Here is a 15,257-nt window from a genome sequence, read left to right on the forward strand (position 1 = left end):
ATTGAACATACGGTAAATTACCTATGTTCAATTTTTTTGTTATTACCCATTCATTTCAGTCTCTGAAATGAAATATTCAATTAAAAGTCATCATTATCATAATTAAAAATATCTAACAATGGCTATTACTGCACAAGAGGTAAACAAACTAAGACAAATGACTGGTGCCGGTATGATGGACTGTAAAAAGGCCCTTACCGAAGCTGAAGGAGATTTTGAAAAAGCGGTTGATATTTTAAGAAAAAAAGGACAAAAAGTATCTGCATCCCGTGCAGACCGCGAAACTAAAGAAGGTGTAGTAGTTACTAGTGTAAGTGCTGACAAGTCTCAAGGTGTCCTTATCACTCTTACTTGTGAAACTGACTTCGTAGCTAAAAATGAAGAGTTCGTAGCATTTGCTAACGCTATCCTTGACCTAGCTGTTGAAAAAGGAGCTTCTAGCAAAGACGAAATTCTTGCTTTGCCATACGAGAACATCACTGTAGGTGAGAAAATCATCGAAATGACTGGTAAAATCGGTGAGAAAATCGAAATCAGTAACTTCGTGGTAGTAAAAGGTGAAGCTGTTGTTCCTTATATCCACTCTAACGGTAAATTGGGTGTACTAGTAGCACTTAACAACGTAGGTGGTGCTGACGTTGAAGAAGCTGGAAAAGACGTAGCTATGCAAATTGCAGCTATGAACCCAGTAGCTGTTGACAAGGATGGAGTAGATGCTTCTTTAGTAGAAAGAGAAATTGCCGTTGGTAAAGAGCAAGCTCTTGCTGAAGGTAAGCCTGAAGCTATGATTGAAAAAATCGCTATGGGTAAACTGAACAAGTTCTACAAAGAAAACACTTTGCTTAGCCAAGCTTTCGTTAAAGACAACAGCAAAAGCATTGCTCAGTACCTTGACGGTGTTTCTAAAGGTCTTACTGTTGTAGACTTCAAAAGAATTGCAATCGGATAATTATCTCCGAGTAAACATAAAAAAAACCGCAACTTTTCAGCTGCGGTTTTTTTTATTTTTCTTAAAAGCATCCTAAGCATTCATAAGCTCTTCTATTTCTTCTAACTCAATAGGAATATTCCCCATTAGGTCCAAGTTCTCCTCTTGACCTATCACGTAGTTATTCTCCAATCTGATCCCTATCTTTTCTTCTCGAATGTAAATTCCTGGTTCCACTGTAAACACCATCCCTGGCTTGATAGGTTCATATACAGGCCCAATATCATGAACATCCAGCCCCAAATGATGGGAAGTTCCGTGCATAAAATATTTTCTATATAATGGATTGAAAGGATCTTGATTCCTAACTTCCTTTCTATCCAATAAACCTAAGCCTATAAGCTCTGACTCCATTATTTTACCAACCTCTTTTTGATATTCCTGAATAACTGTTCCAGGCCTAAGCATGCTTACTGCTTCTTTCTTCAACCTTAATACAGCTTCATAAACTGCCTTTTGCCTCGGGTTAAACCGGCCATTTACTGGAATGGTCCTAGTCATATCGGCATTATAATTCCCATATTCAGCGCCTACATCCATAAGTATCAGCTCCCCGGAATTACAAATCTTATTATTTTCCAAATAATGCAAAACACAACTGTTTTCCCCTGAGCCAATAATAGGCTCATAAGCAAACCCCCTACTTCCATTCCTCAAGAATTCATGTATAAATTCAGCTTCTATCTCATATTCCTTCACTCCAGGCTTCACAAACCTCAACACTCTTCTGAATCCCTTTTCAGTTATATCACAGGCTCGCTGCATTTGATTTATTTCATCTTGCTCTTTAACCGCCCTCAAACCCTCCATAATTGGAGCTATTCGCTGGTAATTATGCAATGGAAATACTTCCCTAATTCTCTTAATAAAACGAGCATTTCTTGTCTCGACCTCTTTGGAGGCACCCCTATGTTCATTAGTGTGAAGAAACACATGATCACAATAAACCATAAGTTGACTCAGCATTCCTTCATAATCTGACGTCCACTTTATCTGGTTTACACCTGAAATCTCAACCGCCTCTGTCTTAGTCAATTTATTGCCCTCCCAAATTGCAATATGTTCATTGGTCTCCCTAACAAAAAGGATTTCCCTCATGGCTTCATTGGGAAAATCTGGACATATCAGCAAAACAGTTTCTTCCTGATCAATACCACTAAAGTAAAACAAGTCGTTATTTTGCCGAAACTTCATCGTCCCATCTGCATTGGTGGGCATCAAATCATTAGAATGAAAAATAGCCAAAGACCTTGGTTTGAGTTCCTTTGCGAGCTTTTCCCTGTTTTTTATGTAGAATGATCGATTGATTGCTGTATATCTCATTTTACTTTTTGCTAATTCCATTTTCACAAACAAACTTATTGCTTGTCCTATTCTTCTCCATTATTGCTAAGTTATCCTTCTGGTCTGTCCAGCTTTCCTTATGATAAAGGTGATACTGTACTGCCAAATTCCTTAATGATTTTATTTGGTAACCAAGTCCATTAAATCGCCATAGTAAGTCAGCATCTTCCCCAACAGCTGGCTTGGTATAATCTTCATCAAAACCATTTATGGCATAGATCGCTTCCTTGTGAAAAGACATATTACAGCCTTTTAAATTCCTCATCGACCTCTTCCTCACCAGAAACCCAAACAAGCCCTTAGGATCGATAAAAAAGCCTTCCTCGACAAATTCTGCTCCTCGCTTTTTAATAGTTCTGAAATTTTTCTTTAGAAATCTATTTATATTTTTTGAGCTAAGTTCTCCATTCAACAACATATCAGAGGTAGTGGCATCCAATTTAATTCTTTTACCAGCCAAGATATGATTTGGATTTGCTCCACTTATATGGAACTCCATAAACCTAGGATGCAAGACACAATCCCCATCAATAAAGACCAACCAATCTGATTCCGACTTTCTAACCGCCTCATTCAAAGCCCTATTTTTCTGCCATCCCAAATCCTCTCGATGAAGATGTTTGAAAGGGTGCTTAAAAGAATATCCATCTATAAAAGCTTTCATTTCTCTGGAATTCCCATCTTCCGAAATGATCACTTCGAAACTGTTTTCTGTTTGATCAGCCAGTGAATCCAAAACTGCTTTAAGAAATTTCGTGTTTTTATAAACTGAAATGATCAATGAAGCCTTTAGCTTCTCCCCTTGCTCTGTCATAATGGGCTTTTGAATAATTTACATGGCTAAAGCCCATTTAAAAAGGGCCTTCAATCCGCTAAAATTAACATAATTCTTTCCTTCAAAAAAATATCCAGACAATGTACATTATTTTCGTAATTTCAAAGCTGAAAGCGTTTATTACATGTCATATAACATCAAAGAATTACAGAATGGAATTCGCATAGTCCATCAAGAGGTTAACCATACCCGATTAGTGCATTGCGGATTTATTCTTGATATTGGAAGCAGAGACGAAACCCTAGAACAAGCTGGATTGGCTCATTTTTGGGAGCATATGGCCTTTAAGGGCACCACCAAAAGGAAAGCTTTTCATATTTTAAATCGCCTTGAATCTGTGGGTGGAGAATTAAACGCCTATACCACCAAGGAAAAAATCTGCTTTTACTCCTCCATTTTAAAAGAACATTTCAATAAAGCTGCCGAGCTCCTTTATGATATCACCTTCCATAGCACCTTTCCCGAAAAGCAAATAGAAAAAGAAAGGCAAGTGATATTGGAGGAAATGGCCATGTATAGAGATTCTCCTGATGACGCCATTCAGGATGAATTTGACGAAGTGGTATTCCAAAACCACTCATTGGGGAGAAATATCCTTGGAACTGAAGATACCGTCAACTCCTTTTGCCAATCAGACTTTTTTGACTTTATCTCTACCAGAATGGACACCACTAAAATTGTCTTTTCTGTTGTCGGAAACATTTCATTTAAGAAGGTACTAAATCAACTGGAACCCAAATTAAATGAGATTCCAACCAAAAAGAGCCTTTATATAAGAAGTGATTTCGGCCATTACACACCACAGCATAAAACTGTATATAAGGACATTACCCAATCACATTGTGCTATCGGGAAACCAGCCTATTCCATATACCATCCTAAAAGATTCAAACTCTTTCTACTCAACAACATTCTAGGTGGTCCCAGCATGAACTCAAGGTTAAATCTCTCCTTAAGGGAAAAATATGGCTATGTGTATAGTGTAGAGTCTGCTTATCAAGTATATAAAGACACTGGTTTTGTCGGTATATTCTATGGCACTGAAGAACGAACAGCCAAAAAGGCCCAAAATTTGGTAATGCGTGAACTCAAAAAATTAAGAGAGAAAAAACTAGGCACACTACAGCTACATATGGCCAAAGAACAGGCGATAGGTCAAATGGCCATGGCTGAAGAAAACTATGCTGCTTTGATGCTGGTTTTTGGTAAAAACCTATTGGACAAAGGAAAAATCGAATCGCTGGATCATATCTTTGGTATAATCAGAAACACCAGTTCAGAAGAACTACAGGATATAGCCCAGGAAGTTTTTATGGAAGATCAATTAAGTTTTCTAACCTATTTACCCAACTAACAATGGAATTCATCAGCGAAGAATTACAAAATTATTGTGAACAGCATACTAGTAATGAGGACGAGCTACTACAGCTCATCAGCCGCGAGACCCATGCTAAAGTATTGATGCCAAGAATGCTGTCTGGCCACCTTCAAGGGAAAACCCTTGAATTGTTCACCAAGATGCAAAAACCAAAAACAATTCTAGAAATAGGCACTTACACAGGCTATTCTGCCATTTGTATGGCCAGAGGGCTAGACCAAGGAGGCAAGATTATCACATTGGACAAAAACGATGAACTTGAAGACATGGTAAGAGGCTTCTTTGACAAATCAGGACTAGCGAGCCAAATCGAATATAAACTTGGCAATGCAATGGATATTATCCCTGAATTAGATGAGACTTTCGATATGGTATTCATCGATGCGGACAAAAAAAACTATATCAATTACTATAACTTGGTCATTGATAAAGTAAGCAAAGGAGGATTGATTATGGCTGACAATGTGCTTTGGTCTGGAAAAGTACTCAAGGATCCTGCTGAGAAAATAGACAAGGACACCAGGGTAATAATGGATTTCAATGATATGATCCAAGCCGACCCAAGAGTGGAAAATGTATTATTTCCTATCAGAGATGGCATCATGATGGCTAGAAAACTATAGTTTTACACAAAAGACTTTATTTGTTATATTAGACTGAACGCCATTACATTATTTCTCTGAACAGTTTCATTATTCTTTCACCAACATGAATTTCACTTATCGCCAAAACGTCATATTCGGGCTAGGCCTTTTTTTCACATTACTTTCCTCAACGCTTTACGCCCAAGCACCAAGGGTGCCAAGTACCATACAGTTTGCTGGAATGACCTTACAGCTCAATGACCAGGCACAGAGGGATATTCAATTGGATGTAGATGCCCTTTGCAGAAGCGAAAGGTTCTTCAATATGAAGTTGGAAAGAGTCAATCTTTATATGCCCATCATTGAAAAGGTACTATATGAACAAGGAGCTCCTGATGATCTAAAATATTTGGTCATTCAAGAAAGTGGACTTATTCCAGATGCAGTATCCACTTCAAATGCAGTTGGGTTTTGGCAATTTAAAAAAGGAACCGCTCATGAGGTATTCCTTCAGGTGGATAATCAAATAGATGAAAGAAAAAATATAGTAGCTTCTACTAGAGGTGCGGCGACTTATCTTAAAAAACACAATAACTATTTTGACAATTGGGTATGTGCCTTGGTTTCTTATCAAATGGGTCTTGGAGGTGCAAAAAACTACTTTGGGAGCAAATACAACGGGCATACATCCATGAAAATCACCAAAAGCACCCATTGGTATTTCAAAAAATATTTAGCCCATAAAATCGCATTTGAAAACAGTATTGGCAAGTTTACCAGCAACCGATACTTAAAAGAAGTTTCCGTTCAAGGACCAACAACCGTAAAAGCACTTTCTAAGAATATTGGGATTTCTGAATCGGAACTTAAAGAGTACAATAAATGGATCACAGGAAACAAAATCCCAGAAGGCAAAAGCTATTCACTTATTTACCTAGCTACTGGATCTGCTCCACTAACTCCAGTTTTGACCTCTTCAAGTTCTAGCAATATCAATCCAGAAAATTACAGCTTACCAACTGAGGAATTCAAAAATGCTGTGGGATATCCTAAGATAAGTGGCAGGCAAGCTCAACCATTTGAAACCGGTCAAATCAAGGTGAATGGCATAAAGGGAATTCAAGCAGCTGTAAATAGCACTCCTGAAGCATTTGCTGAGAAAATCGGAATGAAAGACGGTAAATTTCGTCGCAGAAATGACCTCTCAAAAAATGACCGAATACAGCGAGGGCAATACTATTATACTAAAAAGAAAAAAGCAAAGGCCAATGTACCCCACCATATTGTTAAAAAGGGAGAAACGCTGTGGAGTATATCCCAAGCATATGGGATAAGACTCCATTCTCTTAAAGCCAAAAACAGGATTTATAAAGATGAAGATCTAAGAGCTGGAATGGTCTTAAATTTACAAAAATACAGAGGCAGAAATGAAGATATCAGAATCATGTCTGTAAATCCTGCTACCCAACAAGCGAATTCTTCTACACCAAACCAAAAGACAAGCCCAGCACCAAAGCAAAATATACAACCAAAGCCTAGTCCTGTCAGCAGCAATATTACACATACAGTTTCCCAAGGTGAAACACTATATGCTATTGCTAGAAAATATGGTGTTTCCGTTTCAGAAATTCAAACCTGGAATAACATCCAAAACCAAACTATCATCAAAATAGGTCAAAAGTTAATCATCAAAAAGAACTAATTAGATTTGAATAAGAAACGTATCTTTACGTATTAATTGAAACTCCATTCAGGAATGATTCGGTATCTTACCATTTTTGCAATAATCATATCATTTTCAAGCTCACTCAATCAGGCATGGTGTCAGGACAATAAAATTGTTCCCGACACCATTGTAATCAATGGTGAAACCTTGATCATGCTAGGTGATTCCTTGATAATAAAAGAGGAGGTCAAACAGAATTACTGGAAAAGAGGCGGAAACTATAACCTTAGCATCCAACAAGTGAGCCTATCCAACTGGGCGGCTGGTGGTGCAAGTTCTTTTGCTTTAAATACTGGTGTCAACCTATTTGCCAATTATAAAAAAGGAGGGCGTATTTGGGACACCAAATTAACCGTCAACTTTGGCTTTAACAGACAGGCTGAGCGAGCATTTAAAACCCGAAAAACCAACGATAACTTTAAGTTTGTAAGTAAGTATGGTAGAGAACTTTCAAAAGGCTTTTATCTTTCCACTCAGCTTGAAGCACGAACGCAGTTGTTAAAGGGTTACAAATATTTTAAGCCAGCCAACTCTGAAGTTGAAGACAGGGATCTTATTTCCGATTTCCTAAGCCCTGCATACATCCAATCTTCCACAGGTCTTAACTTCCAAAAAGATCAGGATGGTTTTAAAATATCCTCCATACTTTCCCCATTTACAGGACGTTTTACCATTGTGGCCAATGACTCGTTAAGTCAAGCCGGTGCTTTTGGTATATTACCTGGAGAAAAAATCAGACCTGAAGCAGGAGCTTCATTGGGTTCATCCATAGACACCAGATTGATGAAAAACATAGAGTGGAAAGCTGATCTCAACCTTTTCTCTAGTTACGGTAAGTTTGGAAACATAGTCGTCAATTTCAATTCAGCCCTTAGAATGAAGGTGAACAAATACATAAGTACTCGCATTGAGACCGTGCTGATTTATGATGAAAATGTATTTATTAAACAGGATGATGGCAGTAAGTCACAGGCCATTCAGTTTCAAAACTTGATAAATTTTGGATTAGGATTGGACTTTTAGAAATCTGTCTCCAATCCAAAACGTTTTTGCAGTTCTTTCAGTGCTGGGGATTTTTTAGTAAGATAGGCCAGTTTATCTGTAGAGGTATACAATTTATCCTCTTCTTTCATCGCCTCTTCTCTAATTTCGTAGTGAATCTCTACAAGATCATTTTCTAATTTTCTTTTTACAATCCCCATTAACTCGGGTTTAAGCTTAGAAAACAGATGTTCTTGCAATTCACCGTTTAGGAAAAAGTTTACTTTATTTCCTTCTACCTCAAAAGGCTGTTTCAAAAGTGTAATATCTTGATACTTTCGTTTCTGCTTGAAGTCTGAAATCACCTCTTCTAGCATTGCACCAAATTTCCCCTTATCAAAAGGTGTATTTCTCAGCTCTCCATCGTTTTTAACTTCGACTTGATCCTTTGCCTTGGATTCTTTCTCCTTTGATTCTTGAATGCTATTTTTTACTTGCCTTTTGACTTCCGTGATATTAGAAGGAATAGGCATGGTCTTTTTGACTTCTCTCTTAATGGCAGCATCAGAAACCAAGTCCGCCTGGCTAGAAGTACCTTTTGAAGCCGTTGCCTTTTTCTGCTTAGCTAGTCTTTTTTTTTTATCTCCTCTTGGGCTAATGCGGCTAAAGAAATGGCTTGGGGTAATTTAGCCAATTTCATAAGCGCCAGCTCAACATGTAAACGCTGGTTTTTACTGCCCTTGTACTGCATATCACACTGGTTGCAAATATTAAGTGCAGACAACAAAAATGAAAGACTGGACTTAGCAGCTTGCTCTACATATCGTTCTTGAGCACTTTCAGAAACCTGAAGTAACTCCACTGTAGCTGCATCCTTACAAACCATCAGGTTGCGAAAATGTTCGCTCAGACCAACAATAAAGTTGTGACCATCAAATCCTTTTTTGAGTATCTCATTAAAAGTGAGGAGAACATTAGATATACTTTCTTCCAATAAAGCATCTGTCACCTTGAAATAGTAATCATAATCCAAGATGTGAAGGTTATTGATAGTTTCTTGATAGGTTAATTTATTTCCCGCGGAATAAGTTACTATAAGATCATAAATTGAAAGTGCATCTCTCAATGCTCCATCTGCTTTAGCAGCAATTAACCGGAGAGCTTCATCTTCATATTCAATATCCTCTTCAGAAGAAATATACTTCAAGTGCTCAGCAATATCCTTAATCTGAATTCGATTAAAATCGAATATCTGACATCTAGAAAGAATAGTAGGGATAATTTTATGCTTCTCTGTAGTGGCCAAAATAAAAATGGCATATTTCGGAGGTTCTTCCAATGTTTTCAAAAAAGCATTAAATGCCTGGGTAGAAAGCATATGAACCTCATCAATGATATAGATTTTGTATGATCCTTTTTGGGGGGCATAGCGCACTTGATCTACCAAATTCCTAATATCATCAACGGAGTTATTGGAAGCAGCATCCAGTTCATGTACATTAAAAGAACTATTGGTATTGAACGCCTTACATGAGTCGCATTCATTACATGCCTCAAAATCCTCCCTTAAGTTTTCGCAGTTAATGGTCTTAGCCAAAATACGGGCACAGGTCGTTTTACCTACTCCCCTAGGACCACAAAATAAAAATGCCTGTGCAAGGTGATTATTCTTAATGGCATTTTTTAAAGTGGTGGTAATATGCTGCTGCCCTACCACACTTTTAAAATTAGAAGGTCTATATTTTCTGGCTGAGACTACAAAATTTTCCATCACCGCAAGATATAAAATTCCTTTAATTTACTCTTGCAAAAAAAATAAAATCCTAAACCAATTTCACCAAAACATTAAAAATCAAAGACTTCAATTTAATGAAAAGCTCAGCCTTAGTTAAGCCTATCCAACACAGCAAAACGGGAAGTATTACTTACATATTCCGGCACAATGGATTTAATATGTCGAACAATATCAGTTTCAGAATTTAATACTAATAACTTTTCAAAATACTCTACTTGATAATTGATCCTATTAAAAGAAATTGGCGACATTTGAACTACCCTAATTTTGGGATGGTAAGTAATTTTCAGTTCCTCTGAATTACACACCAATTCCTCATGCATTTTCTCCCCTTCTCTCAATCCTGTAAAGACTATCTTAATGTCCTTTTCTACTCTTTTCTCGCTTAATAGAATCATTTTTTTGGCAAGGTCGAGTATTTTCACAGGTTCACCCATATCAAAAATAAATATCTCCCTACCCTTTGACATCGCTCCTGCCTCAAGTATTAACTGGCAGGCTTCACCTATGGTCATAAAATACCTAGTGATATTAGGATCCGTAACAAAAACAGGCCCTCCTTGCTCTATTTGTTTTTTGAACAAAGGTATCACCGATCCATTTGATCCTAATACATTACCAAATCTAGTAATAGCGAATCTAGTATACTGCCCTCCTTCTACCTTCATATAGTCACTTAATGCCTGTATATACAATTCCGCAATGCGCTTTGAAGCCCCCATTACATTTGTTGGGTTCACAGCCTTATCTGTGCTTACAAAAACAAATTGCTTAACATTATTGATGATAGATAAATCAGCCAAGTTTTTTGTCGCTAATATATTGCTCCTAATAGCTTCTTCAGGAAATGTTTCCATCATCGGAACATGCTTGTATGCTGCAGCATGATAAACAATCTGAGGTTTATAAGTTTTAAAGATACTTGAAATGACTTTTTTGTTCCTTATATCTGCTAATATAGGTTTAATGGGCACCTCCAATTTCTGAGACTTAAACTCTTGCTCAAGATCATATAAAGCCGATTCAGATTGATCTAATAGGATCAAAAGCTTAGGGGTATGAATGACAATCTGCCGACACAACTCACTCCCTATTGACCCCGCAGCTCCTGTAACCAAAACAACCTTATTATTTATCTGACAATATACCTGTGGATTATCAAGGGAAATCTCAGGTCTAGACAAAAGGTCTTCGATCTTTATTTTTCTGATTTTGCCAACATTAAAACCACCTTTGACCCATTCATCTATAGAAGGCACAATGCTTACTCTGATTCCATATTTAAAACACTCATCAATGATTTCCCTTTTCCTTCTTGGAGAAATACTCATGACCGAGATTAACAGATCAGTGATTTTATACTTAACGACAAGTTCCTTTAACTCATCTAAGCCAAAATAAATTGGGATATTATCAATAGAGCTTCCTGCTTTATCTGGGTCGTCATCCAAAAATGCGTGAATTTTTTGTTTATAGTCCCCATCCTTACCAAGCACTATCTTTGATAACCTACCTGCTTCACCGGCACCAAAAATCAAAATGTTCTTAACTGGTAACTTATTGGTTATATAGTATGAATAAACTTCCTTAATTAGGCTCCTGTATAAAACTAAGCATGAAAATGAAATCAAAGAGGCTATCACCAAAACGGATAGAGGTTGAAAATTAACCGCTTCAAAATTACTTTCTATCCAAAGGCCTATAAGAAACGAGATAAAAAGAGCTCCAACTACAATTCTGATTACGGACAAAACATTACTAAAATTGGTCTTAGCAATTTTCCAAATACAATTTTCACACACCAACATAGCTAGCAACCCTGAACCTGCAAACAATACTCCATCTTCAACAACAGGGAAAGAATCCATCAGGTTTAAATCAAAATTTAGCCTTATAAAAAATGCTAAAATTACTGATTGAAACAAAATGAAAGAGTCAACAAACCGGGTGATCCATTTTATCATCTCAAAATCTTTATCTAAAAATGTCATATTTCCTGATCAAAACCAACAATTATTTCTAAAAGAATAACTGAATTTAGTTTAATCAAGCCAAAAAAACAATGTGTAAAACATTTTTATTTATTCAAACTACATTTAAAATGAAATAACTAGCATATTTGTCACAAAATACATCCAATACAAAGAAATAAATTAGATTTTTTACCAAACCAAGCGCGAAGAACCATACACAAATCACCTTAAAAGAGTCTCAATTTCCTTCCTTTTTCGTTAAATCTCCCCTAAATGGCGTTACTTCTCCGTTATCTCCATATATCCCTTTTGGATTAAAAAATTCTAGACAAGATTTCATTAAAATTAAGAGATCCAACTTTAATGATTGTTGGTTCACATAGAGGACATCATAATAAAATTTCCGCTCCCAGCTTAGGCCATTTCTACCATTAACTTGAGCCAAACCAGTTATCCCCGGTTTTACCAAATGGCGCTTAGCTTGTTCATTATTATAATATTGCAGATACTCAACTAATAGGGGTCTTGGCCCTACCAAACTCATATCTCCTGTCAATAGATTATAAAATTGGGGTAATTCATCTAATGAGTAATTCCGGACAAATCTCCCTATCCTCGTCAGCCTGAGGTTATCAGGAAGCAATTCTCCATTTCTCCCCCTTATATTATTCATAGTTCTAAATTTGACTATCCTGAATACGTTGTTTTGTTTCCCAACCCGGTTTTGAAAAAAAAACGGACTTCCTTTATGGTGAATAGAAAGTATAATTATCAATATAATTAAAACAGGACTTAGAATTACCAAGCCTAATATCCCAATCATCCTATCAATTATTGATTTAAAAAAGTTAATATACATTATTCCAATTATCCCTTACTACAAAAATCTAAAATCGCATTTGATGTTCTCTCCAATTGTTCATCAGTCAATCCACTGCCAGAAGGAAGACACATACCTTTCTCAAAAAGAGCAACTTCATAATCATCCCCATAATAAGCACAATTTTTATATAATGGTTGAATATGCATAGGCTTCCAAATTGGCCTAGTTTCTATATTCTTCTTTTCCAAATATTTTTTCAATTCTTGAACTGTCTTGCTATCGGGAAATAGTATACTTGTTAACCATCTATTACTAAAATCCCCTTCAATCCCTTTTTGAAAACTAACATATTCCAAAGGACCAAGTCTATCAAAATAATGATAAAACGCTTTTCTACGTTTATTAATTTTATACTCTAAATTTCGGAACTGCTGAACTCCTAAAACAGCATTTAAATTACTAAAAGCATAATTATAGCCAAGCCGACTATGTTCATAATGCGGAGCTGGATCTTTTGCCTGTAAAGCATAAAAATAAGCGTTCTCCAAATCTAAACTATTCTTGGCTATCACTGCACCACCACCTCCTGTAGTAATGATTTTATTTGCATTAAATGATAGTATACCGAAATCACCAAAAGAACCGCACATTCCATCAGAAGTAAAGCTTCCAAGTGCCTCTGCCGCATCTTCAATAACAGGAATATTATATTTTTTTCCAATAGATAAAATCTCATCTATCCTTGCTGGCATTCCATACAAATGAACGGGAATTATAGCGCTGACTTTTTTTCCTTTACTTTGCCTATCTATTATGGCAGCTTCAAGAAATTCAGGATTCATATTCCAAGTAGTAGATTCACTTCCTACAAATACTGGTCGAGCCCCCAAAAATGAGATAGGATTTGCAGATGCAGCGAAAGTCAGCGATTGACAAATAACTTCATCACCTGGCATTACACCTGCAGTCAAAAGGGCCAAATGAATAGAAGATGTACCTGAACTAAAAAGCCCTAGATATTTTACACCTAACAAGCCCGCTAACAAATCTCTAAACTCTTCTATATAGCTCCCTACATACCCCACCTCTTTATTTAATAAAGCATATTGAAACCCTTCTAGATTTTCAACTTCAAATTCAGGTTCAGATAGTTTAATCAAATCCATTAAATATTACTAAGAGTATAAAAACAAATAAAGTAAAATTTAAGAATTTACTTAGACATATAATAGAAAATATTAAACTGGTTTTATGAATAAAATAATCTAAAAACAAAAAAGAGGATTATTAAATCCTCTTTAATATATTAATTCAAATTAACATTTTCCTTTTCTAGTACTTCCTTATCAATCTTAACCTTTCCACGTAAACCATGATATGATCTTTGCGAAAGTACACGTGGCGAATCACGAACGATTCCCTTAACACGGCTTAAAGTCACTCTATCCAAAACAATACCGGCACTAATCACTAACACCGCAAAAATTGGAAACATTATTATATCAGGAAGACCATTGAGCAAAATAGCTAAAACAATAAAACCAATCTTAACAGCTCCTAATATCAAAGTAACTTGATCATGCCTGAATCCCATTCGTAATAAAAAGTGATGCACATGACTTTTATCTGCTGCCATAGGGGATTTCCCCTTACTTGCCCTTCTAATAAAGACCCTTAATGTATCATAAAATGGAATAATCATTAATACAATTGCTGTAGTAAGCGGTGCACTGAACTTAAAAGCATCTCCCCCTAAACTTCCATTAACTTCTATAAACTTAACACACAATACAGAAAGTGTAAATCCTAATGTAAGAGATCCTGTATCACCCATAAATATTTTTGCAGGATGCCAGTTGTATACCAAAAAAGATAAAATTGCTCCAACAAAGGTTAATGCTATAAATCCAAAAGTATCTTCTCCAGAATAAATAAACCAAGCTCCCAAAAACATAAAAGTTATCAAACTTAATGAACTTGCTAATCCATCCAAACCATCAATCAAATTGAAAGCGTTGGTAAGACCAACGATAGTAAATACAGTTAATCCATAACTAAACCATAATGGCAATTCTTCAATTCCAAAAAATCCATAAAAATTTGAAATCCGAACATCACCCAATACAACAACAGATATAATCGCTATGAGCTGCCCTATTAACTTTTGATATGCTGTTAATTCAACAAGATCATCCCTCAAACCAAGAATAAACATAATTCCCAATCCCAATAGAAAAAACCTTATTTCAATTAATTGATTGTAATCTAACCAAATCAATACTCCACTCAAAAGAGCCACAAACATTGCAATTCCACCCATGGATGGCACAGAATATTTATGGATTTTTCTTCCTCCTGGTTTATCAAGAATATTACCTTTTCTTATTAAGAAGATTAGTAGAGGTGTAATAATCACCCCAATAAAAAAAGATGTCAATACTGAAAATGCTAATAACATATAAAAATATTAGTTGTTAAAAAACGGCTGCTATTTAAGTTTAAACTATAAAGTTTTACCAAACACCAATTTTAATTAGGTTGAAATCGAACTACTTAATCCGCCACAAAGATAGCTATTTTTTCATAAAGTGTTAGCTAATAAGCAGAAAGCTTAATGTTTTTATAATTAGATAATATTTTAATAAAAAATACTTTTAAATTATTTTTTATTAAAAACAAAAAGCCCCTTTCACGTTTTTTGTGAAAGGGGCCTGATAGGTGAGGGCGGCGACCTACTCTCCCGGGTGTAACCCCAGTACCATCGGCGCGACAGGGCTTAACTTCTCTGTTCGGGATGGGAAGAGGTGGATCCCCTGCGCCGTACCGCCCA

Annotated in this window: 13 protein-coding genes and 1 rRNA gene; 5 read left to right on the plus strand and 9 right to left on the minus strand. The window is 36.2% G+C overall.

From position 1 onward, the window contains the following. The first annotated feature begins 118 nt into the window (after positions 1 to 118). A complete protein-coding gene (gene tsf, locus KMW37_RS18095; RefSeq protein WP_215226064.1) occupies positions 119 to 949 on the plus strand; it encodes a translation elongation factor Ts in 831 nt (276 codons plus the stop codon). A 72-nt stretch (positions 950 to 1,021) separates the two neighbouring features. Here the strand turns inward: tsf and KMW37_RS18100 are convergent, their stop codons facing one another. Then, positions 1,022 to 2,311, minus strand: coding sequence for an aminopeptidase P family protein (locus KMW37_RS18100; RefSeq protein WP_215226065.1), 1,290 nt, complete (start codon positions 2,309 to 2,311; stop codon positions 1,022 to 1,024). 1 nt (position 2,312) lies between these two features. Beyond that, complete coding sequence (locus KMW37_RS18105; protein WP_215226066.1) at positions 2,313 to 3,146, minus strand: glycosyltransferase; 834 nt, start codon at positions 3,144 to 3,146, stop codon at positions 2,313 to 2,315. Between the two features lie 145 nt (positions 3,147 to 3,291). Here KMW37_RS18105 and KMW37_RS18110 point away from each other — a divergent pair, with 145 nt between their 5' ends. The 4 genes from KMW37_RS18110 to KMW37_RS18125 all read left to right on the plus strand — a co-directional run bounded on the left by KMW37_RS18110 (position 3,292) and on the right by KMW37_RS18125 (position 7,878). Then, the gene (locus tag KMW37_RS18110) at positions 3,292 to 4,521 is read left to right on the plus strand and encodes a M16 family metallopeptidase (protein WP_215226067.1); all 1,230 of its coding nucleotides are present in this window, start codon (positions 3,292 to 3,294) and stop codon (positions 4,519 to 4,521) included. A gap of 2 nt (positions 4,522 to 4,523) precedes the next feature. Continuing rightward, a complete protein-coding gene (locus KMW37_RS18115) occupies positions 4,524 to 5,168 on the plus strand; it encodes an O-methyltransferase (protein WP_215226068.1) in 645 nt (214 codons plus the stop codon). An 85-nt stretch (positions 5,169 to 5,253) separates the two neighbouring features. Beyond that, positions 5,254 to 6,831 (plus strand): LysM peptidoglycan-binding domain-containing protein, encoded by a 1,578-nt coding sequence (locus KMW37_RS18120; RefSeq protein WP_215226069.1) that lies wholly within the window; start codon positions 5,254 to 5,256, stop codon positions 6,829 to 6,831. Between the two features lie 54 nt (positions 6,832 to 6,885). Beyond that, positions 6,886 to 7,878 (plus strand): DUF3078 domain-containing protein, encoded by a 993-nt coding sequence (locus KMW37_RS18125; protein WP_215226070.1) that lies wholly within the window; start codon positions 6,886 to 6,888, stop codon positions 7,876 to 7,878. On the opposite strand, the gene KMW37_RS18130 is transcribed toward KMW37_RS18125, so the two are convergent. The 7 genes from KMW37_RS18130 to rrf all read right to left on the minus strand — a co-directional run bounded on the left by KMW37_RS18130 (position 7,875) and on the right by rrf (position 15,255). After that, on the minus strand, positions 7,875 to 8,411 hold the full coding sequence (locus tag KMW37_RS18130; protein ID WP_215226071.1) for a DNA polymerase III subunit gamma/tau: 537 nt from the start codon (positions 8,409 to 8,411) through the stop codon (positions 7,875 to 7,877). The genes KMW37_RS18125 and KMW37_RS18130 overlap by 4 nt on opposite strands. Positions 8,412 to 8,461: 50 nt before the next feature. Next, positions 8,462 to 9,607 (minus strand): DNA polymerase III subunit gamma/tau, encoded by a 1,146-nt coding sequence (locus KMW37_RS18135; RefSeq protein ID WP_215226072.1) that lies wholly within the window; start codon positions 9,605 to 9,607, stop codon positions 8,462 to 8,464. A gap of 113 nt (positions 9,608 to 9,720) precedes the next feature. Continuing rightward, the gene (locus KMW37_RS18140; protein ID WP_317195587.1) at positions 9,721 to 11,499 is read right to left on the minus strand and encodes a polysaccharide biosynthesis protein; all 1,779 of its coding nucleotides are present in this window, start codon (positions 11,497 to 11,499) and stop codon (positions 9,721 to 9,723) included. A gap of 343 nt (positions 11,500 to 11,842) precedes the next feature. Continuing rightward, positions 11,843 to 12,463 carry a sugar transferase gene (locus KMW37_RS18145; RefSeq protein ID WP_215226073.1) on the minus strand — a complete coding sequence of 207 codons (621 nt, stop codon included), beginning with the start codon at positions 12,461 to 12,463 and terminating at the stop codon, positions 11,843 to 11,845. An 8-nt stretch (positions 12,464 to 12,471) separates the two neighbouring features. Then, entirely contained in the window at positions 12,472 to 13,593 is a 1,122-nt protein-coding gene (locus KMW37_RS18150; RefSeq protein WP_215226074.1) for an aminotransferase class I/II-fold pyridoxal phosphate-dependent enzyme, read from the minus strand. 140 nt (positions 13,594 to 13,733) lie between these two features. Further along, positions 13,734 to 14,885, minus strand: a complete 1,152-nt coding sequence (locus tag KMW37_RS18155) for an MraY family glycosyltransferase (protein WP_215226075.1) — start codon at positions 14,883 to 14,885, stop codon at positions 13,734 to 13,736. A gap of 264 nt (positions 14,886 to 15,149) precedes the next feature. Next, a 5S ribosomal RNA gene (gene rrf / locus KMW37_RS18160) occupies positions 15,150 to 15,255 on the minus strand. Positions 15,256 to 15,257 lie beyond the last annotated feature (2 nt).

This window comes from Echinicola shivajiensis (assembly GCF_018642165.1).
Classification (GTDB): Bacteria; Bacteroidota; Bacteroidia; order Cytophagales; family Cyclobacteriaceae; genus Echinicola; species Echinicola shivajiensis.

What these genes read in the sequence shown, in the direction of transcription:
- tsf (WP_215226064.1), top strand. Translation starts at nt 119, where the DNA reads ATGGCTATTACTGCACAAGAGGTAAACAAACTAAGACAAATGACTGGT.
- KMW37_RS18100 (WP_215226065.1), bottom strand. Translation starts at nt 2,311, where the DNA reads ATGAGATATACAGCAATCAATCGATCATTCTACATAAAAAACAGGGAA.
- KMW37_RS18105 (WP_215226066.1), bottom strand. Translation starts at nt 3,146, where the DNA reads ATGACAGAGCAAGGGGAGAAGCTAAAGGCTTCATTGATCATTTCAGTT.
- KMW37_RS18110 (WP_215226067.1), top strand. Translation starts at nt 3,292, where the DNA reads ATGTCATATAACATCAAAGAATTACAGAATGGAATTCGCATAGTCCAT.
- KMW37_RS18115 (WP_215226068.1), top strand. Translation starts at nt 4,524, where the DNA reads ATGGAATTCATCAGCGAAGAATTACAAAATTATTGTGAACAGCATACT.
- KMW37_RS18120 (WP_215226069.1), top strand. Translation starts at nt 5,254, where the DNA reads ATGAATTTCACTTATCGCCAAAACGTCATATTCGGGCTAGGCCTTTTT.
- KMW37_RS18125 (WP_215226070.1), top strand. Translation starts at nt 6,886, where the DNA reads ATGATTCGGTATCTTACCATTTTTGCAATAATCATATCATTTTCAAGC.
- KMW37_RS18135 (WP_215226072.1), bottom strand. Translation starts at nt 9,607, where the DNA reads ATGGAAAATTTTGTAGTCTCAGCCAGAAAATATAGACCTTCTAATTTT.
- KMW37_RS18140 (WP_317195587.1), bottom strand. Translation starts at nt 11,499, where the DNA reads ATGGATTCTTTCCCTGTTGTTGAAGATGGAGTATTGTTTGCAGGTTCA.
- KMW37_RS18145 (WP_215226073.1), bottom strand. Translation starts at nt 12,463, where the DNA reads ATGTATATTAACTTTTTTAAATCAATAATTGATAGGATGATTGGGATA.
- KMW37_RS18150 (WP_215226074.1), bottom strand. Translation starts at nt 13,593, where the DNA reads ATGGATTTGATTAAACTATCTGAACCTGAATTTGAAGTTGAAAATCTA.
- KMW37_RS18155 (WP_215226075.1), bottom strand. Translation starts at nt 14,885, where the DNA reads ATGTTATTAGCATTTTCAGTATTGACATCTTTTTTTATTGGGGTGATT.